We start from the raw sequence: 24,120 nt of genomic DNA, 5'->3' as shown, positions 1-24,120 counted from the left end.
CCTCACCGCCGGTAGAGAGCGGGCACCGGTGGCAAATCCACGGCATGGCGCTCACCGCTGGCCAGCGCCGCGACACAGGCGTGCGCCACGAACGTCGCCGCGAACCCGTCCCAGGCGGACGCTCCACCGGACGCCCCGTCAATCCAGTCCTGCAACTCCAGCCGGTACGCCTCGGCGAACCGCGGCCGCCAGTCCCCCGGCAGCGCCCGCGCGTGCAGCCCGCCCCGGCGCAGCGACGTCGGCGGCGGCGCGTCCACCGTCACCGTGCCCGTCTCACCGACCAGCTCACAGCGCACCTCGTAGCCGTACCGGGCGTTGACGAAGATCTCGACGTCGGCGAGCACCCCCGACTCGGTCGTCAGGACCAGCAGCTGCGGGTCCAGGGTGCCGCCGGCATGCCCGCTCGGCCGCGGCGTGTGCACCGCCACCTCGACGATCTCCTCCCCGAACAGCCACCGCACGACGTCCAGTTCGTGCACCGCCGAATTGGTGATCAGGGCGGAGCTGGGCAGCCCCGGGACCGCGGCCGGATTCCGGTGCACGTTGTGCATCAGCAACGGCGCGCCGATCTCGCCGGCGGCCAGCAGCGCCCGCATGCCGGTGTAGCCCGGATCGAAGCGCCGCATGAACCCCACGGTGATCAGCCGGCTGCCGTGCTCCGTCTCCGCCTCCACGATCCGGGCGCAGGCCTCGACGGTCGGGGCCAGCGGCTTCTCGCAGAGCACCGGCTTGCCGGCCGCCACACAGGCGAGCACGTAGTCCTCGTGGGTGGCGTCCGACGAAGCGATCAGCACCGCGTCGATGCCGTCGTCGACGATCAGCGCGTACGGGTCGGCGAAGACCCGCGCCCCACCGCTGGCCGCCGCCACCCCGCGGGCCCGGCCCCCGTCGACGTCGAAGACCCCGCCGACCCGGGCGCCGGACACCGCCTCGGTGAGCAGCCGGGCGTGGTCGGCGCCCATGACGCCGGTGCCGATGACACCGATCCGGGTCACCGTTGGCCCGCCCGCCTCGGCCGGGGTCTGCCCCGGCTGCACCATGGTCGTCACCGCGCCACCTCCATCAGGAACTCCAGGCTGCGGCGCACGTCGCCGACCGGGCCGGCGCCGGCGTCCGGCGGCCCGGCGAGCGCGCAGTCCTGCTCCAGCACGTACCAGCCGGTGTAGCCGGCGGTTTCCAGGCGGTCGACGATCCCCGCGACATCCGCGTCACCGGCGCCGAGCGGGGTGTACAGGCCCGCCTTGACGGCGTCCATGTAGCTGCGGCCGCCGTCGCGCACGGTGGCCGCCACCGCGAGATCGACATCCTTGAGATGGACGTGGGCGATCCGGTCGGCCGCCTGGTCCAGCAGCTCGACCGGGTGCATGCCGCCGATCAGCAGGTGACCGGTGTCCAGGCAGACCGGCACGTCGCTGCCGTCGAGCAGCCGCAGCACCGCGTCCCGGTCCTCGACCGCCGTGCCGACGTGCGGGTGCAGGCTGGGCCGCAGACCACGGTCGCCGGCCATCTCCCGCAGGGTGTCCAGGGTGGCGAAGAGCCGGCGCCACTCGCCGTCGTCCAGGCGGACCTTGCGGTCGTAGCTCCCGTCGCCCGAACGCGCGGCCAGAACCACCACCTCCGCGCCCGCGGCGGCCAGCGTGTCCATCGCGAGCGCCGCCGCGGTCAGGTCGGCGCCGGTCCCGACATGCATGGGTACGGGCAGGAAACCGCCGATCAACCGCAGCCCGTGCCGGTCCAGCACCGCCCGCACGTCCGCCGAGGTCATGCCCAGATAGCCGGTCGGGCCCAGCTCGGTGGCGCGCAACCCGAGCGCGGCCATCTCGGCGAGAACCCGGTCGGCGAACAGCTCGTACCCCCAGCCGGGCGCCTCGCACACGCCCCAGGAGATCGGCGCCCCACCGATGCGGTTCGCGAAGCTCATGACCTGCCTCCTCGAATCCCTCTCCACCCACCCGGACCACCGGCACGACCGCACGAGCCCGCGCGGACCGGGTCAGACACGGCCGGCCGCCAGCACCCGCTCCACCTCGGCCGTGGTCGGCATGGCGGTGGAGCACTCCAGGCGGCCCGCCACGATCGCGCCGGCCGCGTTGGCGAACCGGATGATCCGGTCCAGGGGCCAGCCGGCCAGCAGGCCGTGGCACAGCGCGCCACCGAAACCGTCCCCGGCGCCCAGGCCGTTCACCACGTCCACTTCGGCGGGCGGCACCCGTACCTCATGATCCTTGGTCTTGGCCAGAACGCCCTCGGGCCCCAGCTTCACGACGGCGAGTGACACCCCGGCGCCGAGCAGCGCGGCGGCGGCCGTGTCCGGATCGTCCTCGCCGACCGCGACCGCGCACTCGCCGAGATTCCCGACCGCCACGCTGACGTGCGGCAACGCCTCCTGGACGGCGGTCCGCGCGGCCTGCGGCGACGCCCAGAACATCGGCCGGTAGTCCAGATCGAGCACGGTGAACGGACGGCGGCCACGCGCCCGCCACGCGGCGTGGTGCGCGGACCGGCTCGGATCCTGGGAGAGGCCGGTGACCGTGCACCAGAACACGGCGGCCGCCCGGATCGCGCCGAGATCCAGCTCGTCCGGCTGGATCATCAGGTCGGGGGCGGTCGGCAGGCGGTAGAAGTAGAGCGGGAAGTCGTCCGGCGGGAAGATCTCGCAGAACGTGACCGGCGTCGGCAGGCCCGGCACGGTGGCGACGAAACGCTCGTCCACCCCGAGTTCGGCCAGCGTGCGGCACACGTACCGGCCGAACGGATCCGCGCCGACCCGGGTGATCACGGCGGTCCGGCGGCCGTGCCGGGCCGCGGCGACCGCCACGTTCGTCGCGCTGCCACCGAGGAACTTGCCGAACGAGGTGACGTCCTCCAGGCCGACGCCGGTCTGGAGCGGATAGATGTCGACACCGACGCGCCCCATGGTGACGACCTCGAAGCCCGGCATCCCACCTCCCCGCATCGTTACGGCGATGTGTGTGCAGCCTCCGACGGCCGGTCGATCACGTCAAGTCGTGTGGCCGGATCCCGTCGGCACGGCGGATTGGAACGTCGCGCGGTGGGCACCCGGCCGACATGACGATCACCACCACCGCGGAGCGGGAGACCGACGCCGCGCTCGTCGCACTCGGGGACGCGCTGCGGGCCGGCGGTTACCGGTTCACCACCATCACGCCGGCCACCCACGAGCGGGTCAACCGGCGGCCCGGCAACGCGCGGGCCCGGAGCCCGCGTGATGTCTTCGGCTGGAGCCGGCCGTTCGGGCCCGGTGTGCTGCCGGACCGGATCGTGCGGCTGATGGACGCCGCCGGCGTCCTGGACCGCGGCCCGGACGGCTGGCGCAGCCGGGTGCGATTCTCCTGCTACGACGGCGAACTGTTCGTGCACTCGGCGTTTCCGACGACGGCGCCGGACGCGGTGTTCTTCGGGCCGGACACCTACCGGATGGCGAACGCCGCGATCGCCGAGATCGAGAGCCGGGACCGCCCGGTACGCCGGGCCGTCGACATCGGCTGCGGAACCGGCGCCGGCGCGATCGCCGTCGCCAAGCGCGCACCCGGCGCGGAGATCCTGGCGGTCGACATCAATCCGGCCGCGCTGCGCTTCGCCCGGCTCAACGCCGAACTGGCCGGCACACCGCACGTGCGGGTGTGCCGCAGCGACCTGCTCGACGGCGTCGACGGCGACTTCGACCTGATCATCGCCAACCCACCGTTCATGATCGACCCGGCCGGGCGGGCCTACCGCGACGGCGGCCCGCACGGGCACGAACTGTCCCTGGACATCGCCGCGGCGGCGGCCGGCCGGCTCGCCACGGGCGGCACGCTGGTGCTGTTCTCCAGCTCCGGGATCGTCGAGGGCCGCGACCCGTTCCACGACGCCGTCGCCGGGCGCCTCGCCGGAACCGGGCTCACCTGGGCGTACCGGGAGGTCGACCCGGACGTGTACGGCGAGGAGCTGGACGGCCCGGCCTACGCACACGCCGAGCGCATCGCCCTCGTCCTGCTCACCGCCACCCGCGTTTGAGCGCTCCGGCTGCGGGCAAGCGGCCACATGATCTCCGGCAACGGGCGAGCGGCCCACATGAAGGCCGGCAACGGGCGAGCGGCCCACATGAAGGCCGGCGACGGGCAAGCGGCCACATGAAGGCCGGCGACGACGGGCACGGTGCGAGCGTGGTGGTCTACGAGGACGGCCCGCTGCTGGTCCGCGGCGACTTCACGCTCCGGACGCCGGACGGCGAGGTCATCGACCCGGGACGGGCCACGGTGGCGCTGTGCCGGTGCGGGAAGTCGGCGATCAAACCGTTCTGCGACGGCTCCCACAAGGCGGCCGGTTTCCGGGCCGGAGCGGGCCGGCAGACGCCCGCCCCGCGCTCAGACGAACCCGGGTAGGGAGCTCTCGCCCCGTTCCCAGCAGTCCAGGACCCGCTGCGCCCACAACCCGTCGAGGGCCAGCGCGCAGCGGGCGCCGAACAGCACGTCGGCGGCACGATCCGGCTCGGCCGCACAGAACTCGCCACACATGTCGTACGCCGCCAGCTGCTCGTGCACGGCGTCCGCCTCCACGTGCTCGTCATAGAAGCGGGTGGCGCCGGCGTCCCCACCCAGCCGGCGCAGGCCGTTGCCGTACGCCCGGTTGGGTCCCGTCGACGTCATCTCGTAGGCCGCCAGATGACCCAGCAGAGCCCCGCGCCGATGCCGGTGCAGGGCGAACAGCGACATCAGGTTGTTGGTCGCCAGCGTCAGCGCCGGAGCCACGTGGACGTAGGCGCCGTAGGTGGTGTCCAGCCCGAGGGCCGTCATCGTGGCCTTGAACATCTCCTGGTGCATCCGGGGCGCCCGGCCCTGCCCGTACTCGTCGATCTGGATCTCGACGAGTGCGGCCTTGGCCGCGCCGCTCAGCCGGGGAATCGCGAAAGTGTGCGGATCCGCCTCGCGCAGCTGGTAGACCGACCGGTGCGCGGCGAACTCACGGAACTGTTCCAGCGTGCCCCGGCCGCGCAGGTGCCTGGACAGCGACGGGCCGCCCTGCTCGCCGGTCATCGCCGTCAGCGTGTGCGCGATCGACGCGGGCGTGAGCGGATCGGGCACGGCGTCGCGGTAGGGACCGGCCAGTGCGCGCAGGGCCGTCTCGAACCGCTGTTCGGCGGCGGCCCGCAGCCGGATCAGGCTCGGCTGCCACTCCCACCGGTCGTCGACGCCGTCCCAGCCCCGGTAGGACAGCTCGTACATGACGAACAGCGACAACTGGAGATCCTCGTCGGCCAGCGCCGGGTCCGGCACGAATCCGGCGGCGACCTCGTGCGCCGTCCACGCGAGGTCCGCGGCCGGCGCCGGGTCCGGCACGGATCCGGCGGCGACCTCGTGCGGCACCCACGCGAGGTCCGCGGCTGGCGCCGGGTCCGGCACGAATCCGGCGGCGATCTCCGGAGCGAGCTCGTGCGGCGCCCGCCCGAGGGCCGCGGCCAGCGCCGACGAGACGGGTCCGCGCGCGGCGGGGATCTTCATGGCGCCCGGATGCCCCGGTGACCGTCGGCCAAACGCCGGTATCGTCGGGGTCTGTGGGCAGTGTGACGGTGGTGGGCGCCGGGGTCATCGGGTTGAGCGTCGCGTACGAACTGGCCGTGGCCGGGCACGAGGTGCGGATCGTCGCCGACCGGGAGGCCGTGGACGGGGTCTCCGGGGTGGCCGCCGCCATCTGGTTCCCGCACGACGTCGACCACTCCCCGTCGGTCCTCGACGCGGCCGCGGTCACCTACCGGCGGCTCGAGGAACTGGCCGGCAATCCCAGCACCGGTGTCCATATGCGCCCCGGCACCGTCCTGTCCCGCCACCCCGACCCGGACACCGGCTGGACCCGGGCCGTGCCGCACACCGAACCGGCCGAGTGGGCCGGAACCACCGGGATCCGGTGCGTCGTGCCACTGGTCGAGACGAGCACCTACCTGACGTGGCTGCGTGCCGCGGTGCTGTCCCTCGGGGTCGCCGCCGACCGGGCCGAGGTGACGTCGCTGGCGGACCTGCCGCCGTCCGACGCCGTGGTGGTGGCGGCCGGGCTGCGGTCGGCGGCGCTGCTCGGCGACGATCAGGCCTGCTTCCCGATCCGGGGCCAGGTGGTGCGGCTGGCCAATCCCGGGCTCACCGAGTGGATCACCGACTCGGACAATCCGGACGGGCTGACCTACGTCGTGCCCCGGCGCGACGACGTGGTCTGCGGCGGCACCGGGGAGATCGGCTCCTGGGACGAGCGGATCGACCCGGACATCGAGGCCGGCATCCTGCGGCGGGTCACCGCCCTCGTGCCGGAACTGGCCGGGCAGCCGGTGCTGTCGCGGGCCACCGGGCTGCGGCCGGGCCGGGCCGGCGTGCGGGTGGAGGCGGTCGCCGGCCACGACCGGCCCGTCTACGCCTGCTACGGCCACGGCGGCGCCGGCTTCACCCTGTCCTGGGGCGACGCCGCCCGCATCGCCACCCTCGTCGGCCCCGCCTGAGCCGGCACGGCACCATGGGGGCATGACGTCCGGAACACCTGTCCCCCGTGATCGCGACGCCTCCGGGCGGGCCCGCAACAACCGCCCACGCGACGGCCTCGGCCGGCCGCTGCCACGCGGCCTCACCGGGGTGCCGACGACACCGGAGGACCTGGTGCTGCCGCCGGGCGAATCCCTGCGGGAGGCGCAGCGGCTGCTCGACGCCGGTCGCCCGTTCCACGCCCACGAGGTGCTGGAGACCGCGTGGAAGGCGTGCGACGACGACAACCGGGAGCTGTGGAAGGGATTGGCGCAGCTCGCGGTGGGCATCACCCATCTGCGGCGGGGCAACACGGTGGGCGCGGTCCGGCTGCTCACCCGCGCCGCGGATCGCATCGAGCCGTACGCCGAAGCCGCCCCGCACGACGTGGCCGTGACCGACCTGACCGCCTGGGCCCGCACCCTGATCGCCCACATCGGCGAACCGGTCGCGGAGTCCGAGCTGGCGCCCCGGCTGCGAAAGGCTATTTGACCCTTCGGGTCGACCGGGCCACGATCTTGTCGTATTCCTTGTGCTTGTCGAGCCATTCGCCGAGAAAAGGACACATGGGTACGACGGTGCGGTTCCGTTCGCGGGCGTCGTCCATCGCGGCGCGCGCCAGGGCCGAGCCGACGCCCTGCCGCTCGAAGCGGGAATCGACCTCGGTGTGCGTGTAGACGACGATGGCGCCGCTCACCTGGTAGGTCAGCACCCCGGCCAGCTCACCGGACTCGTCGCGCGCCTCGAAGCGGCCCTTCTCGGGCGAGTCGCCAACCGTGATCGTCACCCGCCCATCCAATCACGCTCCATCGTCGTCGATACGTCCGACGCCCGCACCGGCCGGGGAACAGCTCCGAACCTCTCCTTTCGGCATACCACCGGCCCACCGGGCGAAGACGTCCGCTGTGGACTCCCGTACCCCTTCGCCGCGGTGGCCGGATCGGTGCTGACCGCTGCTTCTCAGTTGCCGCGCGCGACGATGTCGCCGCGGGTGGTGGTCGCGTGGATGATCAGGTCGGGGGCGCCGCTGTTCTTGAGCGCGTTGTCGATCCGGCCCTGGCCGGTGCCGGCGTCCAACGTGGCGGAGACGCCGGGCGCGGCGCCGACCGACACGTCGCCGGCCTGCGTGCGCAGCACCACCGTTCCGGCGACCGCCTCGCCGATCCGGATGTCGCCCCGCGCTGTGCTGATCTCCGCGGGGCCACCCAGCCGGCCGACCTCGACATCGCCGTCGACCGCGGTGAGACGAACCGTCGCCGCCTCGTCGATCTTGATGCGGCGGTAGGCGCCCTCGAACGCGACGTCGCCCAGGCGGCCGGAGCCGTGCAGCTCACAGGCTTCGGTGGTGGCCTCGATGCGCGAGCCGGCGGGCAGCCCGACGGTGACCTCCAGGGATCCCGAGGCGCCGAGCACCCGGTTGCCGGGCTCGGTGGTGTGGATCCGCAGGACGCCGTCGGCGTACTCGATCACGGTCCGTTCGGCCGCCTTCACGTCGCGGCCCTTGGCCGCGTCCGCGGGCCGGACCTCGACCGTGGTGTCGGCCCGGTCGGTGGCGACCAGCCGCACGCGCCCGGCGGGGAAGTCGAGAACGGCGGTGATCGGGCCGGGGGTGTCGAACGTCTGCTTCGTAGTCATGGCGACGAGCCTCGGCCGAGCGTCCGGTCAGGACAAACCGGGCCGCGCCCGGCGGGACACCAGCCGGCCCGCCGGCACCCGGCTGACCTGCGCTGTCACCGCTGCGGACGGCTGTCGTCCGGGTGTCCCGGGACGGGACGGGACACCCGGTCCAGACCCGCACGCGCGGCGGACACCAGATAGTCGAGCCGATGCGTGGTGGCCGTCGCCAGCGCCGCCCGGAAGTGCCGCGCCGCGGCATCCGGATCGCCGGTGTCCCGGCACGCCCGCGCGTACGGAAGGAGGCAGAGCACGATCCGGTGCGGCTCGCCCGCCCGTTCGAGAATCCGCATGGCCTCGGCGTGCCTGGCCGTCGCCTCCTCGGCGCGACCGAGGTGACGCAGGGCGACCGCGGCGTCCGTCAGGCTGGCCGCCTCGAAGATCGGATGGCGTGTCGCCCGGTCGAGCGCGACGGCCTGCTCCGCGAAATCGAGGGCGGTCCGGGCGTCGCCCAGGCCGAGTGCCGCCCGGCCCAGCACCTCCAGGCACCGGCGTTCGGTCTGCCGGTCCAGCCCGCGTGCGGTCTCGACCACCTCCAGGACCACCTCGCGGGCCTCGCGGTAGCGCCCCAGCTGCACCAGCGCGTAGCCGAGACCGGTGGACCCGCGCACGCGGACGGCGGCCTCGCCGGGTGGCAGCAGTCCGGTCGCCCGCCGCAGCAGGGCGACGGCGCCCTCGGCGTCGGCGGTGTGCATCCGGATCTCCGCCAGCAGCAGGAGGGTGAAGGCCTCACCGACGACGTCGCCCTCCGCGGCCATCAGCCCGCGGGCGGTCTCGAGCTCCGGCTCCGCCTCCGCCATCCGGCCGGCCCGGGTCAGCGCGAAACCCAGCAGGTACCGGTGCGAGGCCAGCAGGCGGCGATCGCCGAGCCGTTCGGCGGCGGCCAGGCTGGCCTCGAGCCCGCGGTGCAGCTGCGCCACGCCACCGCGGCGCGCGTGGGAGATCAGGGCGAGCTGGCCGAGCCCGACCGCCGCCGCGTCGATCGACAACTCCACGGCCAGCGAGAAGACCGCGGTGAGGTTGGCCCACTCGGTGTCCATCCAATCCACGGCGGTCTCGTAGTCGCCGAGAAGAGGCCGCGCGGGAGGCGGCTGTGACACGGTGACCGGCAGCGGAACGAAGACCTCGACCAGCTCTTTCACGGCCAGCATGCCGCTCAGGTAGTAGTCGGCCAGCCGGGCGATCGCCGGGACGGTGCCGGCGACGGTGGTCTCGGCGCGGGCGACCTGCCGCAGCAGGTCGTGCATCCGGTAGCGGCCCGGCGCCGGCTCCTGGACCAGGTGGACGTCGACCAGGTCCTCCAGCAGCCAACGGGCGTTGGCCGGCGGGATCCCGGCGAGGGCGGCGGCGCCGTACGCGTCGATGTCCTCACCCGGCACCAGCCCCAGCAGCCCGAACATCCGCCGCTGGGCCGGGTCGAGCTGGCGCAGCGACATCTCGAACACGTCCGGCACCGCCAGCTCGCCCTCACGCAGCCGCTCCACCAGCGTGTCCAGCGTCCACGCCGGCCGGTGCCGCAACCGTGCGGCGGCGACCCGGATGGCCAGGGGGAGGTTCCCGCAGCGGCGCAGCACCTCGCCGACGTCGCCGGGCCGGGTCCCGCCCGCGGAGGCCACGAACAGCTGCGCCGCCTCCTCGGTGGGCAGGACGTCCAGCGAGATCGGCTGGACGCCGTCCAGTTCCACCATCCGCCGGCGACTGGTGATCACGACGAAGCCGGGACCGGCGCCGGGCAGCAGATCGCGTACGTGATCCGCGTCGGCGGCGTTGTCCAGCAGCACGATCGCGCGGCGCGTGGCCAGCTCCGAACGCCACAGCGCGGCCCGCTCGGCGACCCCGTCGGGAATGCCACCCGGCGGCAGACCGAGCGCGGCCAGCAGCACACGCAGCGCCTCCGCCGGCTCGACGCGTTCCCGGCCCGGGGTGAACCCGTGCAGGTCCAGGTAGAGGCGGCCGTCGGGAAACTCGGCGGCCAGCAGATGCGCCGCGTGGATGGCCAGCGCGGACTTGCCCACCCCGCCCATGCCGTCGATCGCCACCACCGGCGTGTCGCGCGCGGCGGCGCGCAGGGCGTCCAGTTCCGCCTCCCGCCCGGTGAAGGCGGTGACGTCGTGCGGCAGATCGTTGCGCACCGGCGGCGGGGCGGCCGGGCTCACCGAGGGCTGAGGCTCGTCCTTCGCCCGCTCCCACATCTCCCGTAACGGCCGCGGGTCACGGCCGGCCGCCCGGCACAGCGCCACCACCGTCGGCCACGGTGGAACGGCCTGCCCGGAGAAGTAACGGGACAACGAGGAACTACTGACGTGGACGTCGCGTTCGAGTTCGCGCAGGCTCCGCCCGGTCAGGTCGCGCAGCTGCCGCAGCCGCCCCGCCAGCTCCTCACGCACTCCTACCAGCCTTCTGCGCCGTCACGGGTTGATCATAGGGCGGGGATCCGATGTGGAGCGGGTCAGTGGCGGCTGACCAGGCCGGCCACTTCGGTACGGGAGGCGACGCCCAGTTTGCGCAGGATGTTGGAGACGTGCACGGCCGCCGTCTTCGGGGAGATGAACAGTCGCCGGGCCAGCTCGGTGTTGGTCAGGCCGTCGCTGATCAGCACCGCGACCTCCCGCTCGCGCGGGGTCAGGGCGGCGGCGGGTTCCGCGCCGGCCGGCTCCAGGCCCAGCTGGGCACGGACCAGGGCGAGCTGCGCCACCCGCCAGCCACCCCACCCGGCCAGCAGCGGGCCGGCCGCGGACACGTGGGCGACGGCCTCGCCGGTGCGGCCGAGAGCGAGCAGGCAGCGGGCCGCCGACACGCGGACCGTCCCCCGGGCGGCCGGGCCCAGCACGTGCGCCTCGACGATCTCCTCGAAGCCGGCCAGCGCTTCGGCGTGCCGGCCGTGGGCGGCCGCGACCTGGGCGTCGACGAGGGTGCGGTAGGCGTCCCACACCTCGGCGTCGAGCAGCGTGGCCGCCATCGCGCCGAGCCGCTCCGGCGGCAGGCCGAGCTCCATGGCGGCGGAGATCAGGTCGTGGGCCTGCTCGCCGTTGCGCCACGTCTGGGCGGCCAGGGCGGCGGTCAGCCGGTCCAGGGCCGCTTCGGCGCGGGCCCGGTCGCCGCGCCGGCAGGCCAGGTGGAACTCCAGGCCGGGGATGACGGTCGGCGGATTGTTGGGCAGCGCCGCCAGGTCGGCGATCAGCTGCTCCACCCGGTCCAGCTCACCGGCCTCCAGGTGGAGCCCGGCCAGGAAGAGACCGTGGTAGTCGGCCCAGCGGCCCCGCCGCCGGTAGCCGCGGTCCTGTTCGCGGCCTTCCTCCAGCGCCGCGATGGCGGCGCGCAGATCACCGGACCGGACGGCCAGCCGGGCCCGGCCCTGGAAGTAGGCGGCCACCGACAGCGACTCGAATCCGGCGCGTTCGGCGTCGACCCGGGCCCGTTCCAGCATCTCGGCGTACTCGGTGGGCGACGTCGGCGGCTCGCCGTGCACGAGGGTGTGCAGCGCGCGGGCGGCCAGCACCCATTCGCCGGCCTTCTCCGCCTCGTCGACCAGCGCGTGCAGCATCCGGCGGCCGTCGGCGGCGGTCTGCGGGCGCTCGATCAGCGTCGAGCCCTTCTCCAGCAGGGCGGCCAGCCGCACCGCCGGCAGGTCGAACTCGTCGGCCATCGCCAGCGCGCGGTCCGCCCAGAGCACCGCGGCGTCCAGTTCGTCGCGCAGATAGGCGGACTGCGCGATCGCCGTCATGGCCCGGGCCTGTGCCGCGCCCGGCGGCAACTGCGCGATCAGAACCTCGATGGCGTACGTCAGTGCGCGCATCTCCTCCGGTTCCCGCGACTCCCAAGCGATCCGCACCAGCAGGTACAGCGCCTCGGCCCGGTCGGAGGTGCTCTCCGTCCGGTCCCGCCAGCGCCGCCCGTAGCGCAGGGCGTCGTCGAGCAGCCCGGCCAGCCAGGCGGCACGGGCCGCCGACGCCAGCAGTTCGGTGTCGTCGGGCGCCTCGTCGAGGCCCATCTCGGCCAGTTGCAGCGCCTGGTAGGCCGAGCCGATCGACAGGTACAGCGCCGCGCCCCGCCGCGCGGCCGCGATCATGTCGTCGTACCGGCCGGCGCCGCAGGCGTGGTGCGCCACCATGGCCGGATCGGACGAGCCGCCGCGCAGCAGCACGTCCAGGGCCGCCTCGTGCAGCCGGCGGCGCTGCCGGGCGAGCAGCTGCCCGGCGATCGCCTCCCGGACCAGCGCGTGCCGGAACGCGAACTCGTCCGCACCGGACTCCACCAGCACTCCCCGGGTGACCAGATCGCGCAGCACGGTGATCAGCTCGTCCTCGGGCGTGCCGGTCACGTCGGCGAGCAGGTCGAACAGGATGCGGTGGCCGAGCACGGTGGCCGCCTCGACGATCCGGTGGCTCACCGGGTCGAGGTCGTCGACCTGGCGGCGCAGCACGTCGGCGAGACTCCACGGCAGCGGCTGCTCGACGAGCGCCTCCACGTCGTACCCCGGAAGGGCCCGCAGCAGCTCCTCGAGGAAGAACGGGTTGCCGCCGGTGCGATGATGCAGTGTTGTCGCGGCGCGCAGCGGCGCGGGCGCGCCGGTCGCGGCCGCGAGCATGGCCGCGGTCTGCGCGGGCGTCAGGCGATCGAGCCGCACGTACGTGACGGCGTGCCGTCGCTCCATCCGGGCGAGCAGACCGGCGACCGGCTGACGGCGGGACACCTCGTCCGGCCGGTAGGTGCCGATGACCAGCCGCGGGCCACGGTGGTCGGCGGCTCGCTCGAACAGGGCGGCGCTCTCCGAGTCGGCCCAGTGCAGGTCCTCGAAGACGACCACGGCCGGGGCGTCGCCGATCAGATCGTCCAGAATGGCGAGACCGATGTGCAGGCGCTCGACCGGGCTGCGTTTCGGGTCGGTGAGCGCGGCGAGCCGCTCCTCGTCGACGCCGGGGCGGCCGTCGATGGCGTCGAGCAACACCTCGTACGGCCGGGAGAGCGATCCCGGTTCCGCCTGCCCGACCAGCACCACCGTGCCGGCGGGCACCGTATTCAGCAGCTCGTGGACGAGCCGCGTCTTGCCGATGCCGGGCTCCCCCGCGATGATCGCGACCGCCGGCTCACGCGACGAAGCGAGCCGCGCCAACCGGCGCAGCTCGCTCTCCCGCCCGATCATCATCGGGCTGGCGCCGCCACGGATCGTTCGCACGACGCCAGGGTACCGGTGGGGCGTCCGCGTACCGCTGGGGCTTTGCCGCCCCGGCGGGCCCGGAACCACCGGGCCCGGCCGAGCAGTCGCCCACGCTCCGCCTCGGCGGCCATCTCGCGGTGTCGCGCGTTCACCAGATCCAGCATCATCTCGGGGTGCAGCAACATGGTCCGTTCCTTCCGGTCGACTTCGATACATCGATCCTCGGTCGTCGGAAGGCTCGGCACATCGGCAGCACCCTGCGTATCTTCGCTGCTCAGGGGTGCCTAGGGGGTCGGGTTGGGGCGTCTAGGTATACCTACCCGTTGGGGCGGGTCGCGATCGCCTGCAGCGACCAGCTGTTGCCGTCCGGGTCGCGGAAGTAGACGAACCGGCCCCACGGCTGGTCGTCGACCTCGCCGACCTCGACGCCCGCCTTCAGCAGGTGCTCGCGGGCCTCGTCGGCGTCCGGCACCACGATCTGGATCTCCTGCGTGCCGGGCGTCTTCTCGGTGAGGCCCTGACCGATCGCGATGGAGCATGCGGAGCCGGGCGGGGTCAGCTGCACGAACCGGAGTCCCTCGTGGACCTGGTGGTCGTGGTCGGCGTTGAATCCGATGCTCTCGTAGAACGCCTTGGCCCGGTCGACGTCGGTCACCGGCACCGGGATGAGCTCGATCTTCCACGTAGCTGTCATGGGATTCATCCTGCCGCCTATTGCGGTCAGTTCCTGACCGCTGGGCGAAAGCCTGACAGGATGTCCGGGTGCACGCTGTGATCTTCGATGTCATTCAGGGGCGGCCCGAGGTCCGCGAGGTGCCCGAACCGAAGGCTCCGCCCGGCGGTGTGGTGGTCCGGGTGGCCGCGACCGGAATGTGCCGCAGCGACTGGCACGCGTGGGCGGGCCACGACGAGATCACCCTGCCGCACGTGCCCGGTCACGAGCTGGCCGGCGTGATCGCCGAGGTCGCCCCGGAGGTGACCCGCTGGCGGGTCGGCGACCGGGTGACGGTGCCGTTCGTCTGCGGTTGCGGCCGGTGCGCGTGGTGCCGCTCCGGACAGGCGCAGGTGTGCCCGGACCAGGAACAGCCCGGCTTCACGCACTGGGGGTCGTTCGCCGAGTACGTCGCCCTGCACGCCGCCGACACGAACCTGGTCGCCGTTCCGGACGGCGTGGACTTCGCGGCGGCGGCGAGCCTCGGATGCCGGTTCGCGACGGCGTACCGGGCTCTGGCCGGCCGCGCGCGGCTCGCCGAGGGTGAGTGGGTCACCGTCGTCGGATCCGGCGGGGTGGGCCTGAGCGCCGTGATGATCGCCCGCGCCCTGGGTGGCCGGGTGATCGCCGTGGACCGCAACCCGGAGGCGCTCGCCGTCGCGGCCGCGCTCGGCGCCGAACACACCCTGCTCACCGACGGCACCGATGTCCCGGCCACCGTCGCCGGCCTCACCGGGGGCGGCAGTCACGTCGCGGTGGACGCGGTGGGCAGCGAACAGACCTGTGCCGACGCCGTCCTCAGCCTGCGCCGCCGGGGCCGCCACGTGCAGGTCGGCCTGCTGCCGCCGGTCGACGGCCATCCCCGGGTGCCGATGGCCCGCGTGATCGGCTGGGAACTCGACGTGCTCGGCAGCCACGGGATGGCGGCCGCCGACTACCCGGCCATGATGGCGCTCATCGAGCAGGGCGCGCTGGCTCCGCAGCGCCTGATCGAACGCACCATCGGCCTGACGGAGGCCGCCGGCCTGCTTCCCCGCTTCGACAACGCGACGGTCGCCGGCATGACGATGATCGACCCGGCCGCGCCCTGAGGCCGGTCAGCTCGTCGGCACCTTCACCGCGCCGCTGAGGATGGCGAACCGGGCGCGCTCCAGGCGCGGCTCGTACTTCTTGACCGCCGCGTTCGAGGTCGCGTAGCCGACGCCGTCGACCTTGAGGTCGTACTGCTTCACGCCGCCCGTCCGGTCACCCTTGATGTAGGCCTGGATCTCCTGGAAGACCGCGTTGTCGACACGCTTGAGCATGGACGTGAGGATGCGCGGCTGGATCGCGGCGGGTGCGGTCAGGTACTGGTCGGAGTCGACACCGATGGCCCACGCGCCCGGCTTCGCCCGTACCGCCTCGAAGGATCCCGAGCCCGACCCGCCCGCGGCGGAATAGATCACGTCGGCGCCCGAGCCAAGCAGGTCGGCGGCCGCCGCCTTGCCCTTCTCCGGCGAGCCGAAGCCGCTGAAGTCGGGCGGCCTGGTCAGGTAGCGGGTGTCGATCCGGATGTCGCTGTCGACGCTGCGGGCGCCGGCCGCGTAGCCCGCCTCGAACTTCTCGATCAGTGGCACCTGGACCCCGCCGACGAAGCCGATGTGGTCGCTCCTCGACGCCATCGCCGCGGCCACCCCGACGAGGTACGAACCCTCCTGCTCGGCGAACAGCAGCGACACCACGTTGTCGGCGGTGACCGACGCGTCGTCGATGATGGCGAACAGGGTGTCGGGATTCTCCTTGGAGACGGTGCCGACCGCGCCCGCGTAGAGGAAACCGACCGCGATGACCGGGTTGCTGCCGGCCTTCACCAGCTCCCGCAGGCTGGCGGAACGGCCCTCGTCGGTCTCCGCCTGGGCGGTGACCTCGGTGGCGTCGATGAGCAGTTCCTTCTTGGCGCGGTCCAGGCCGGCGGCCGCCATGTCGTTGAAGCTGTTGTCGCCGCGGCCGGCGCTGTCGTAGGCGATCCCGACATGGATCGTCTCCCGGCCCAGCGCGGTCATCCCGCTGGTGGAGACGGTGACCGGCTCGGCGGCACACCCGTACAGGACGGCGACGGCCGCCGTGAGCACGAACGCGACGATTCTCTGGCGCATCCTCATCCTCCGTACCGGAATTGCCCGACGGCGTCGCGCAACGTGGTGGACATGCGGCTGAGGTCGGCCGCGGCCTCCCGGGAGCGGGTCAGCTCGCCGGACGTGGCCGCCGCCGCGGCGGCGACGGCCCGGATGTTCTCGGCGATGGTGGCCGTGCCGCTGGAGGCGGCCGACGCGCCGCGGCTCATCTCCCCGGCGGTGGCGGTCTGCTCCTCCACCGCACCGGCGATGCTGGTCTGGTAGTCGCTGATCCGGCCGATCACCCCGCCGATGTGCCCGATCGCGGTGACCGCGGCGTCGGTGTCGACCTGGATCGCCTTGACGAGCCCGTCGATCTCCTCGGCGGCGCGGGCGCTCTCCTGGGCCAGGTCCTTGACCTCGCCCGCGACGACGGCGAAGCCCTTGCCCAGCTCACCGGCGCGGGCCGCCTCGATGGTGGCGTTGAGCGCGAGCAGGTTGGTCTGACTGGCGATGCTGGTGATCAGGCGGACCGCGTCGCCGATGGCCTGGGACGACGCGCCCAGGTTGGCGACCGTCTGATTGGCGGTCTCGGCGGCGGTGACGGCCTCGGCGGCCACCCTGGCGGCGTCGGTCGCGTTCCGCGCGATCTCCTCGATCGAGATGCCCATCTCCGTGGAGCCGGCCGCCATCGCGTCGATGTTGGTGTTCACGTCCTCCGCGGCGCCGGCCACCAGGTCGGCCTGCTGCGAGGTGTCGTCGACGGTCTTGGTCAGGGCGCCGGACACGGCGTCCAGGTCGGCCGCGGTCCGGGCCAGTGTGTGGGACTGATCGGCGACGTCGGAGATGACCACCCGGACCGCAGAGACCGCCTGGGCCAGCGCGGCGGACATCTGGGCGATCTCGTCCCGGCCCTCATCGGCCGGTTCCACGGTGAGGTCCCGCTCGGCGACCTGCCGCAGGGCGTCGCGGGCGACGCCGACCGGCCGCACGATGCTGCGGGTCACCACGAAGGCGGAGATGCCGCCGAGCACCAGGGCCAGTGCGGTGGCGATGCCGATCACCCACTCGGCGCGGGTGGCGTCGGCGGCCGAGTCGTTGACGGCGTCGACGCTGTGCTGGTCCACCGAGGCGGCGAGTTGCTGGGCGGCCACCATGATCCGGTAGTAGCTGTTCCAGCTGTCGTACATCGCGATCTGGTCGGCGTTCCACAGCGCCTGCGTGGTGCCCGGCTGGTACGTCTCCACCAGCTTGTCGTTGACCTGGACGTAGTTGGCGAGCTCGGTGGTGACCTGGTTCAGCATCTCCTGCTCGGCGCCGGTGAACACGCCGGCCGGCACGTCTTCCAGGAACTGCTGGAACGTGTCCCGCTCCTGCTGCCACGCCTTGTACGCGACCGAGTCCCCACCGAGCGCCCGGGCGGCGCCGAGCCGGTAGATGTCGTTGATGAAGCCCGCCTGCCAGCCGTTGAGGGTGGCCGCATGGGTCTTGATCTCCTCCGCCTGCCGGGTGGCGACCTCGAGCCGGCGCACCTGCTCGGCCGACTCGCGCTGGTCGACGATCGTGACGAAAGCGACCGTGGCGACGCCGAGCAGCAGCGCCAGAACCGCGGCGAAGGCCCCGAAGAGCCGGGCACCGATAGAGAACCGCCGCACGTGTCAGCCCTCCGCGCGTCAGTCGACGGCGGCGCAGTCGTCCCCCCACCTATCTTTCGGTCGTCGTCGCGCCGAACTGAGAGCGGTCAGGAGTTGATGTCGAGGTCTCCGTCGACACCGCGGACGATGCGGATCGCGCCGGTGGCCTTCGTGTTGGTCACCGACTGCTCGCCTTGCGGGCGCGACCGCGTGGCCGGGCGTTCGGTGGGCCGCGGCGTGACGACCGGCGGGTGGTCGCCGAGCCGGGCGTCACCGGCCACCCCGTCGACCACGTCGATGGTCGCGCCGGACTCCACGTTGTCGACCCGCTGGGCGGCGGCACCGGCGCCGGGCCGGGCGAGCAGGAAACTCACCGTCGACAGGCCGAGGCCGGCGATGCCGGTGAGCGCGCCGACGACGCTGGCCGCCTTGTCGGCGTCCTCCAGGCCGAGGTCCAGGAGGAACAGCCCGACACCCATCAGGATCAGGCCGAACACCATCATGGTGAGGATGACGACGCGCCGCTGTTTACCCGCCATCGCTCCATCATGGCGTAATCGGGCGGGCGGCAGGGGGCCGGTCATTCGCGGGTGATCGGGACGCAGTTGCCGGTGAGGTACCCCTCGTCGCCGTCCTTGACCAGGCCGTGCCCGGCCAGCGCGATCCGGGCGCACACCTTGGGCGCGTCGGCGATCGCCCTGGTGTAGCGCTTGTCGTCGAGGTCCAGGACCGACGGGTTGCGGTCCTCGACGTACCATTCGCCCTGGTCGGCTTCGGGGGCGTGGGAGCCCATGTCGTGGTCGGCCGGATAGGTCCCGTCGCCGCCCCACACATGCAGGTGGTAGCCGCCGCTGACGTCCGGCGTGGACCCGGCCCACTCGACGTCGTAGCCGATGGTCAGTTTCCCGTCGGCGACGACCGCCGAGGTGAGGCACACCCAGCGTTTGTTGCTCTTGATGGCGTCGCTGCACACCTCGTCGGCCGGTGGCCCGGCGTTCACGCTCGGCGAGACCGGGGTGGTGGCGCCCGCGCCGGTAAGCTCCTTGTCCCGGTCCTTGAGGCCGAACTGGGCGTAGGCGACACCGGCCGCCGCCAGCACGGCGGTGACCGCGCCCACGCCGATGAGCAGGGTGAGCCGGCGGCGCGATCGGCGGCGTTCGACGGCGGCCCGCCCGGTGGGCGCCGGTCGCGGCTTGACGGTCGGGAACCCGCCGCTCGGCACCGCCGCGGCGCGCGCCTTGACCGGCGCGGCCGGCGGGGTGGGCGAGGTGGCCAGGAAGGCGGTGGGCTGCGCCGGGAACGTCACCGGCGGGGCGCTGACCTGGGGAACACTGACCGGAGCGGAGCTGACCGGAGCCGAACTGACCGGAGCGGAGCCGACCGGCGGCGCCGGGACGGGCGCCGGGCGGGGCGGCGGCGCGCTCGCGCGGCCGGACGCCGGCCGGCTGGGCTGCGCCTGTTCGCCGCTGGCCAGCCACGCCGCGCCGAGCGCCACCGCGTGTTTGGGATGCGCGTCGACCGCGACCGGCCGGTCGAACTCGGAGGCCACCAGCTGGGCGACGACCGGCATCCGGGACGAGCCGCCGACCAGCAGGATCGAGTGCAGCTGATCGGGGGTGACCTCGGCGGAGCGGATGGCGCGTTTCAGGGCCTCGACGGATCCGTACAGCGCCGGCCGGACCATGGCCTCGAACTCGGAGCGGGTGAGCCGGACCTCGGTGGCGATGGTGGGCAGCAGCACCGGGATGGTGGTGTCGGTGTCGGCGGAGAGCGCCTCCTTGGCGTGCACGCACTCCGCACGCAGCCGGGCCACCGCGGCGACCGCGGCGCCGTCGTCCTCGTCCAGCTCGGCGAGCTTGCCGCCCAGGGCGGCCTGGACGTGGCTGAACACGGCGGCGTCGAAGTCGATGCCGCCGAGCCGCTCGATGCCCTCGGGACGCCCCAGGATGTCGAAGCCGATGCCGGTCTTGCGCAGCACCGCGGCGTCGAAGGTGCCGCCGCCCAGGTCGTAGACGGCGACGATCGAGCCGGGCTCGATGCGCTGCTGCTGGGCGTAGCTGACCGCGGCCGCCTCCGGCTCGGTGGTGTAGGCGACCGGGCCGTCCAGGTCGGCCATCCGCACGGCCTGCCGCATCAGGTCCGTCTTGTAGGGACCCCAGTTCGCCGGGTACGAAACACAGGTCGCCGCCGGAGCCCCACCCTCCCGGGCGATCACCTGATCGGCGACCGCGCGCAGCATGCGGGCGGTCAGCGCCTCCGCCGACTGCGGCACCCCGCCCAGCAGGATCGGGGTGGTGTCGCCCATCCGGCGCTTGAACTCGCGCGCCACCCGGTGCGGTTCGGTCAGGCCGCGCCGGCTGGCCGCCTCACCGGTCAGGAACGTCTCGTCCTCGCGGAGCAGGACCACCGACGGGATCGCGGCGCTGTGACTGCCGAGCGGAACGATCTCGGCGTGACCGTCGCGCCAGGTGGCGGCCGCGGTGTAGGTGGTGCCGAGGTCTATGCCGAGTGCGTACATCGCCGGATGCTCCGTATCGTGTCGTGACGGTTGGGGGGTACGTGTGGGGGTTTCCCCCAGGCAGGCGGGCGCGCGGCGCTCATAAGGTGGAGGCATGGAACCCCTCCGTGATGTGTTCGCCGGGCTCGCCGGCCTGGGCAGCGCCCCCGGCGACTTCCTGCGCGAGCTGCCGGAGGACCTGGTCGCCGAAGCGGTGGTCAGTTACGCGGACACCGCTCCCGTCGAGGTCGCCGAGCATCTGGCGCCGTTCGTGGGCGCCCACAGCGTGGTCGGCGCGGAGACTGCCGGTGAGCTCGGCTGGCTGGAGCTGCTGACGACCGCCCCGACCGAGGCGGAGCCGGAGATCGGCGAGACGGACCTCGATTTCGGTACGGGCGCCGACGCCGTCGAGGTGGACCAGCCGGACCTGTTCGACGTGGAGAGCCCGGTCGCCGACGCGGTGCCGGAGACCGGCGGCGAGGAGACCGGTGCGGAGATCGGCCCGGACCTGACGGTCGACTGGCCGGAGATCGACGACCTGCCGGACGAGCTGGACGACGACGCCGACGACATTCTCTGAGCGGCTCATCGTCCCCGCTCCAGCCGGGCCAGCATGCCCTCGCAGGAGCGCACCGCCACCCGGGCGGCGACGGTCATCTCGTACGAGGTCAGCGGGTTCTCGGCACGGCGCTGCCAGCGGGCCAGCGCCTCCCGCGCGGTGGTGGTCTGCTCGTCGGCCTGAGCGTCCGAGGGCAGGTGCAGGCGGTCGCTGATGGTGCTGCCGGAGCCGCCGATCAGGCGTTCCAGGTCGGCGACCGCGTCCGGTTTCCCGGTGATCCATCCGGCCCGCAGGCTGGACAGCACCCGCAGCTCGTTGAACGGATGCGCGGACGCCATGATCTCCTCGACCGCGGCGGCCACCGCCTCGCTGCCCGGCCGGGGGCGGTCCCGCACGATCTCGGCCAGCGCGAGCAGCGCCGACCGGCTCTTGAGCACGTCGGCGCGGTCGTAGAAGAGCGAGCCGATGATCTCCTTGAGTTCGGTGAGACCGCTGCGATCGGTGAGTTCCCGGGCCAGGGCGGTCGCGGTCGTCGCCACCTCCCGGCGCAGCAGGGTGCTCGTCAGCCGTACCCCATAAAGCCCGAAACGGGCCAGGAGCGCCTCCCGCTCGAGTGAGGTCAGACCCAGCTCGGGCATGGCCGACGCGAAGCGGTCGGCCGAGAGCAGCAGCTCCTCGGCCTGCTTGACCGGCTGCGCCGCGATCTTCCGCAGCTGCGAGACCTCGGTCTCGGTGAGCGTCACGGCCGTCTCGGCGAGAAGACCCGCGACCGGTACGACGGACTGCACCAGCCGGCGCACATTGGTGTCGCCGCCGAGCCGGGTGGCGATCCGCCGGGCCGACGCCATCGAGTCGGGACGGCCGGCCCCGATCTCGTCGGCCCGCGACAGCACCCCGATCGCGTTGACCGGGCTGGGCCGGGACACCTCGGTGTCGTGGAAGGCGCGCAGGAACTCGACGTCGCCCGGATGCAGGTGCCGCAGCAGGTAGACGACCGCGTCGGCGGGTGTCTCCTCGTCGTCGGGGGCGAGTAGCTCCCAGGTGTGCCGGGCGGTCTGCTCGGACAGCGAGCCGATGCCGGGCGTGTCGATCAGGGTGACGGCGCGCAGCGCCCGCGACGGCCAGGTCACGGTGAGCCGGTCGATGTCGGCGGCGCTCAGCCCGTCCAGGTCGACGTCGATGGCGCCGTCGTCGCGGGTGAACCGCAGCGGCCGGGCCGGGCCCGTCCTGAGGGCGGCGTGCACCTGGTAGGCGTGGCCGTCCCGGTACCAGGTGACGATGCGGGTGCACTCGCCCGCGTCGGTCGGCGCCAGCCGTTCCCCGATCAGGGCGTTGAGCAGCGTGGACTTGCCGGCTTTGACGCGGCCGGCGACGGCCACCCGCAGCGGGGCGGCGAGCCGGTCGCGGATCGCCGCGAGCCGGGCCGCGTCGGCGGTGCCGCGGTAGGTGGCGATCGCCTGGTCGAGAACGGCGCGGGTACGGTCGACGAGGCTGCTCGCGCTCATGCCGCCACCGCCTGGGCGCGCTGCCGCAGTTGCTGGATCCGGGCCAGTTCGGCGTCCACGTCCTTGAGCCGTTTCTCCCGGTCCGCCTGGGTGCGTTTGGCGGCCTCGGCGGCGCTGGTCAGGGCCTGTGCGTTGGCCTTGTTGAGTTCCTCGGCGAGGCCGCTGTAGTGGTCGCGCAACTGCCGCTGGACCCGGCGCAGGGTGTCCCGGGAGTCCTTGCCGGCCACGAAGCTGACCTCGTCGCAGTAGCGGCGGATCGCGTTGCGGGCCTCGGCGCGGCGTTTCTGGACCTGCCGCTTCTTCTCGTCGCGCAGGCCGCGGTGGCCCATCACCAGACCGATGCCGATGCCGATCGGGCCGAGCGAGACGCCGACCAGGCTGCCCAGGATGATGAACATGAGGGCGCCGCCGTACGCGCTCTTCAGCGCCACCATGGCCTGCTTGGTGAGCTTCATCCGATCCAGGTCGATCTTGTGCTGGAAGTCGGCGACCGTGGCGAGCGGCGTCGGGTCGGCCACCGACGGCCTCCGCATGATCATCGTGGACGCCTCGTGGAAGTGGTCGCCCACCCGTACGCCCAGGTCGGTGGCCCGATCGCGGAGCAGCTCGTAGTTGGCCAGCAGCTCGTCGGCCATCCGCGACTGCAACCACGCCTCCATCTCGGCCCACGTGTCGGCCGGGTCGCCCTCCTCGATGGCGGTGTCCGCCTCGGCGATCACCACCCGCACCCGGGCCCGCAGGTCGTGGTCGACATCGGAGGTCAGGTCGGTGATGCCGTCGCTGAGGGTCTGGTTCCACTTGGCGGCGGCGCTCTTCAGCGCCTCCACGCGTTCCTTCACGCCGGTCAGCTCGCGCACCACCCGGGCGGCGGCCTCCGGGTCGGCGAGCGCCGCCCGTTCCGCCTGGAAACGGCCGTCGAGCTGCTCGCAGAGCGCGAGCACCTCGGCCGCGGCCTCTCCGGCCAGCTTGTCGACGGCCGAGGCGCCGATCTTCTCGGTGAGGAAGGCGACCAGGTGGGTGAAGCCCGACTCGGCGTTGAGAGCGGTGTCGTTGGCCTTCACCGCCCGCGAGCGCAGCGTCGACGACACCGGCATCAGCGGCATCGGGCAGTGGGCGGCCAGATGCCGCTCGTTGAGTTCACGGATCCGCCGCCACGCCGGATAGAAGTCGGTCTTGGTGACGACGCACGCCACCACCGGGCACAGCGACCGGGCGCGTTGCAGGAAGTCGACCTCGCTGCGGGTCAGCTCCTGGGCGGCGCCGGTGACGAACAGGACCGCGTCGGCCATCGACACGGCGGCCAGGCTGGCGGCGGCGTGCGGCGAACCGAGCCCGCCGACACCGGGGGTGTCCACCAGGACCAGGCCACCGGCCAGGATCTTGCGGGGGATGCGGACCTCGACACCGGACACCCGGTCACCGTTCACGCCGCCGGCGCCGCCCTCCAGCACGTACCGGCGGACGTCGGCGACCGGGATCGGCTCGCGGCGGCCCGGCTCGTACAGCAGAGCCGCCTCGGGTTTCGCGCCGTGCCGCACGTAGGTCGGCACCGCCGTGGCCACGTCGTCGTCGACCGTGCAGACGGTCGCCCCGACCAGGGCGTTGACCAGGGAACTCTTGCCCTGTTTGAACTCACCGGCCACGACGACGTGCAGCACCGGGTCGGCCAGGGACTCCTTGGCGGCGGTCAGACGGGTGGCCGCGTCGGGTCGGTCGTACGCCGTACAGGCGCGCAACGCCAGATCGATCAGGGCAACGGCCTTCGCGACCTCGGCCACGGTT

At 73.3% G+C, this 24,120-nt stretch carries 21 protein-coding genes; 6 read left to right on the top strand and 15 right to left on the bottom strand.

Translation table 11 applies throughout. The annotated features are described in order from the left end of the window. Positions 1-2: 2 nt before the first annotated feature. From J5X75_RS07760 to iolC, 3 genes are all read right to left on the bottom strand, one after another. A complete protein-coding gene (locus J5X75_RS07760) occupies positions 3-1,040 on the bottom strand; it encodes a Gfo/Idh/MocA family protein (protein WP_208466823.1) in 1,038 nt (345 codons plus the stop codon). A 5-nt stretch (positions 1,041-1,045) separates the two neighbouring features. Then, complete coding sequence (locus tag J5X75_RS07755; RefSeq protein ID WP_208466626.1) at positions 1,046-1,921, bottom strand: TIM barrel protein; 876 nt, start codon at positions 1,919-1,921, stop codon at positions 1,046-1,048. A gap of 72 nt (positions 1,922-1,993) precedes the next feature. Next, positions 1,994-2,941: a 5-dehydro-2-deoxygluconokinase gene (gene iolC, locus J5X75_RS07750; protein WP_208466625.1), complete on the bottom strand. Its 948-nt coding sequence runs from the start codon at positions 2,939-2,941 to the stop codon at positions 1,994-1,996. A 128-nt stretch (positions 2,942-3,069) separates the two neighbouring features. On the opposite strand from iolC, the gene J5X75_RS07745 reads away from it, so the two are divergent. Continuing rightward, on the top strand, positions 3,070-4,020 hold the full coding sequence (locus J5X75_RS07745) for a methyltransferase (RefSeq protein WP_208466624.1): 951 nt from the start codon (positions 3,070-3,072) through the stop codon (positions 4,018-4,020). Positions 4,021-4,136: 116 nt separating this feature from the next. After that, complete coding sequence (locus tag J5X75_RS07740; protein ID WP_208466623.1) at positions 4,137-4,388, top strand: CDGSH iron-sulfur domain-containing protein; 252 nt, start codon at positions 4,137-4,139, stop codon at positions 4,386-4,388. Here J5X75_RS07740 and J5X75_RS07735 read toward each other — a convergent pair. After that, on the bottom strand, positions 4,371-5,504 hold the full coding sequence (locus tag J5X75_RS07735; protein ID WP_208466622.1) for an iron-containing redox enzyme family protein: 1,134 nt from the start codon (positions 5,502-5,504) through the stop codon (positions 4,371-4,373). The two genes, J5X75_RS07740 and J5X75_RS07735, sit on opposite strands and share 18 nt — an antisense overlap. A 53-nt stretch (positions 5,505-5,557) precedes the next feature. Between J5X75_RS07735 and J5X75_RS07730 the strand changes: the two genes are divergently transcribed. Both J5X75_RS07730 and J5X75_RS07725 read left to right on the top strand, forming a co-directional pair. Then, positions 5,558-6,487: an FAD-dependent oxidoreductase gene (locus tag J5X75_RS07730; protein ID WP_208466621.1), complete on the top strand. Its 930-nt coding sequence runs from the start codon at positions 5,558-5,560 to the stop codon at positions 6,485-6,487. A gap of 22 nt (positions 6,488-6,509) precedes the next feature. Beyond that, entirely contained in the window at positions 6,510-6,998 is a 489-nt protein-coding gene (locus J5X75_RS07725) for a DUF309 domain-containing protein (RefSeq protein WP_208466620.1), read from the top strand. Here J5X75_RS07725 and J5X75_RS07720 read toward each other — a convergent pair. The 5 genes from J5X75_RS07720 to J5X75_RS07700 form a co-directional block, all read right to left on the bottom strand. After that, positions 6,991-7,293, bottom strand: a complete 303-nt coding sequence (locus tag J5X75_RS07720; protein ID WP_208466619.1) for a GNAT family N-acetyltransferase — start codon at positions 7,291-7,293, stop codon at positions 6,991-6,993. The two genes, J5X75_RS07725 and J5X75_RS07720, sit on opposite strands and share 8 nt — an antisense overlap. Before the next feature lie 173 nt (positions 7,294-7,466). Then, positions 7,467-8,141, bottom strand: coding sequence for a DUF4097 family beta strand repeat-containing protein (locus tag J5X75_RS07715; protein WP_208466618.1), 675 nt, complete (start codon positions 8,139-8,141; stop codon positions 7,467-7,469). Positions 8,142-8,236: 95 nt separating this feature from the next. Next, the gene (locus J5X75_RS07710; RefSeq protein ID WP_208466617.1) at positions 8,237-10,567 is read right to left on the bottom strand and encodes an ATP-binding protein; all 2,331 of its coding nucleotides are present in this window, start codon (positions 10,565-10,567) and stop codon (positions 8,237-8,239) included. Positions 10,568-10,629: 62 nt separating this feature from the next. After that, positions 10,630-13,356: a helix-turn-helix transcriptional regulator gene (locus J5X75_RS07705; RefSeq protein WP_307797971.1), complete on the bottom strand. Its 2,727-nt coding sequence runs from the start codon at positions 13,354-13,356 to the stop codon at positions 10,630-10,632. A 298-nt stretch (positions 13,357-13,654) separates the two neighbouring features. Then, on the bottom strand, positions 13,655-14,032 hold the full coding sequence (locus J5X75_RS07700; RefSeq protein ID WP_208466616.1) for a VOC family protein: 378 nt from the start codon (positions 14,030-14,032) through the stop codon (positions 13,655-13,657). A gap of 68 nt (positions 14,033-14,100) precedes the next feature. Here J5X75_RS07700 and J5X75_RS45885 point away from each other — a divergent pair, with 68 nt between their 5' ends. Continuing rightward, positions 14,101-15,141, top strand: a complete 1,041-nt coding sequence (locus J5X75_RS45885; RefSeq protein ID WP_208466615.1) for an alcohol dehydrogenase catalytic domain-containing protein — start codon at positions 14,101-14,103, stop codon at positions 15,139-15,141. 6 nt (positions 15,142-15,147) lie between these two features. Here J5X75_RS45885 and J5X75_RS07690 read toward each other — a convergent pair whose 3' ends face one another. The 4 genes from J5X75_RS07690 to J5X75_RS07675 all read right to left on the bottom strand — a co-directional run bounded on the left by J5X75_RS07690 (position 15,148) and on the right by J5X75_RS07675 (position 20,295). Beyond that, on the bottom strand, positions 15,148-16,185 hold the full coding sequence (locus tag J5X75_RS07690; RefSeq protein WP_208466614.1) for a BMP family lipoprotein: 1,038 nt from the start codon (positions 16,183-16,185) through the stop codon (positions 15,148-15,150). Positions 16,186-16,187: 2 nt separating this feature from the next. Continuing rightward, the gene (locus J5X75_RS07685) at positions 16,188-17,798 is read right to left on the bottom strand and encodes a methyl-accepting chemotaxis protein (protein ID WP_208466613.1); all 1,611 of its coding nucleotides are present in this window, start codon (positions 17,796-17,798) and stop codon (positions 16,188-16,190) included. Between the two features lie 86 nt (positions 17,799-17,884). Beyond that, a complete protein-coding gene (locus J5X75_RS07680; protein ID WP_208466612.1) occupies positions 17,885-18,316 on the bottom strand; it encodes a hypothetical protein in 432 nt (143 codons plus the stop codon). Positions 18,317-18,357: 41 nt separating this feature from the next. Continuing rightward, a complete protein-coding gene (locus J5X75_RS07675; RefSeq protein ID WP_208466611.1) occupies positions 18,358-20,295 on the bottom strand; it encodes an Hsp70 family protein in 1,938 nt (645 codons plus the stop codon). A 94-nt stretch (positions 20,296-20,389) separates the two neighbouring features. Between J5X75_RS07675 and J5X75_RS07670 the strand changes: the two genes are divergently transcribed. After that, positions 20,390-20,854, top strand: a complete 465-nt coding sequence (locus J5X75_RS07670; protein ID WP_208466610.1) for a hypothetical protein — start codon at positions 20,390-20,392, stop codon at positions 20,852-20,854. Between the two features lie 5 nt (positions 20,855-20,859). Here J5X75_RS07670 and J5X75_RS07665 read toward each other — a convergent pair whose 3' ends face one another. Both J5X75_RS07665 and J5X75_RS07660 read right to left on the bottom strand, forming a co-directional pair. After that, complete coding sequence (locus J5X75_RS07665; protein WP_208466609.1) at positions 20,860-22,338, bottom strand: dynamin family protein; 1,479 nt, start codon at positions 22,336-22,338, stop codon at positions 20,860-20,862. Beyond that, complete coding sequence (locus J5X75_RS07660; RefSeq protein WP_208466608.1) at positions 22,335-24,116, bottom strand: dynamin family protein; 1,782 nt, start codon at positions 24,114-24,116, stop codon at positions 22,335-22,337. The genes J5X75_RS07665 and J5X75_RS07660 overlap by 4 nt, the downstream gene beginning before the upstream one ends. Positions 24,117-24,120: the final 4 nt, after the last annotated feature.

It is taken from the genome of Actinoplanes flavus, from assembly GCF_017592555.1.
GTDB classification, from domain to species: Bacteria; Actinomycetota; Actinomycetes; order Mycobacteriales; family Micromonosporaceae; genus Actinoplanes; species Actinoplanes flavus.
The sequence above is the reverse complement of the archived record's forward strand: the minus strand, read 5'-3'. Positions and strand labels throughout refer to the sequence as shown.

Coding starts and splice junctions, on each gene's coding strand:
- J5X75_RS07745 (WP_208466624.1), top strand. CDS start 3,070: ATGACGATCACCACCACCGCGGAGCGGGAGACCGACGCCGCGCTCGTC.
- J5X75_RS07715 (WP_208466618.1), bottom strand. CDS start 8,141: ATGACTACGAAGCAGACGTTCGACACCCCCGGCCCGATCACCGCCGTT.
- J5X75_RS07755 (WP_208466626.1), bottom strand. CDS start 1,921: ATGAGCTTCGCGAACCGCATCGGTGGGGCGCCGATCTCCTGGGGCGTG.
- J5X75_RS07670 (WP_208466610.1), top strand. CDS start 20,390: ATGGAACCCCTCCGTGATGTGTTCGCCGGGCTCGCCGGCCTGGGCAGC.
- J5X75_RS07735 (WP_208466622.1), bottom strand. CDS start 5,504: ATGAAGATCCCCGCCGCGCGCGGACCCGTCTCGTCGGCGCTGGCCGCG.
- J5X75_RS07675 (WP_208466611.1), bottom strand. CDS start 20,295: ATGTACGCACTCGGCATAGACCTCGGCACCACCTACACCGCGGCCGCC.
- J5X75_RS07725 (WP_208466620.1), top strand. CDS start 6,510: ATGACGTCCGGAACACCTGTCCCCCGTGATCGCGACGCCTCCGGGCGG.
- J5X75_RS07740 (WP_208466623.1), top strand. CDS start 4,137: ATGAAGGCCGGCGACGACGGGCACGGTGCGAGCGTGGTGGTCTACGAG.
- J5X75_RS07690 (WP_208466614.1), bottom strand. CDS start 16,185: ATGCGCCAGAGAATCGTCGCGTTCGTGCTCACGGCGGCCGTCGCCGTC.
- iolC (WP_208466625.1), bottom strand. CDS start 2,941: ATGCCGGGCTTCGAGGTCGTCACCATGGGGCGCGTCGGTGTCGACATC.
- J5X75_RS07760 (WP_208466823.1), bottom strand. CDS start 1,040: ATGGTGCAGCCGGGGCAGACCCCGGCCGAGGCGGGCGGGCCAACGGTG.
- J5X75_RS07665 (WP_208466609.1), bottom strand. CDS start 22,338: ATGAGCGCGAGCAGCCTCGTCGACCGTACCCGCGCCGTTCTCGACCAG.
- J5X75_RS07700 (WP_208466616.1), bottom strand. CDS start 14,032: ATGACAGCTACGTGGAAGATCGAGCTCATCCCGGTGCCGGTGACCGAC.
- J5X75_RS07680 (WP_208466612.1), bottom strand. CDS start 18,316: ATGGCGGGTAAACAGCGGCGCGTCGTCATCCTCACCATGATGGTGTTC.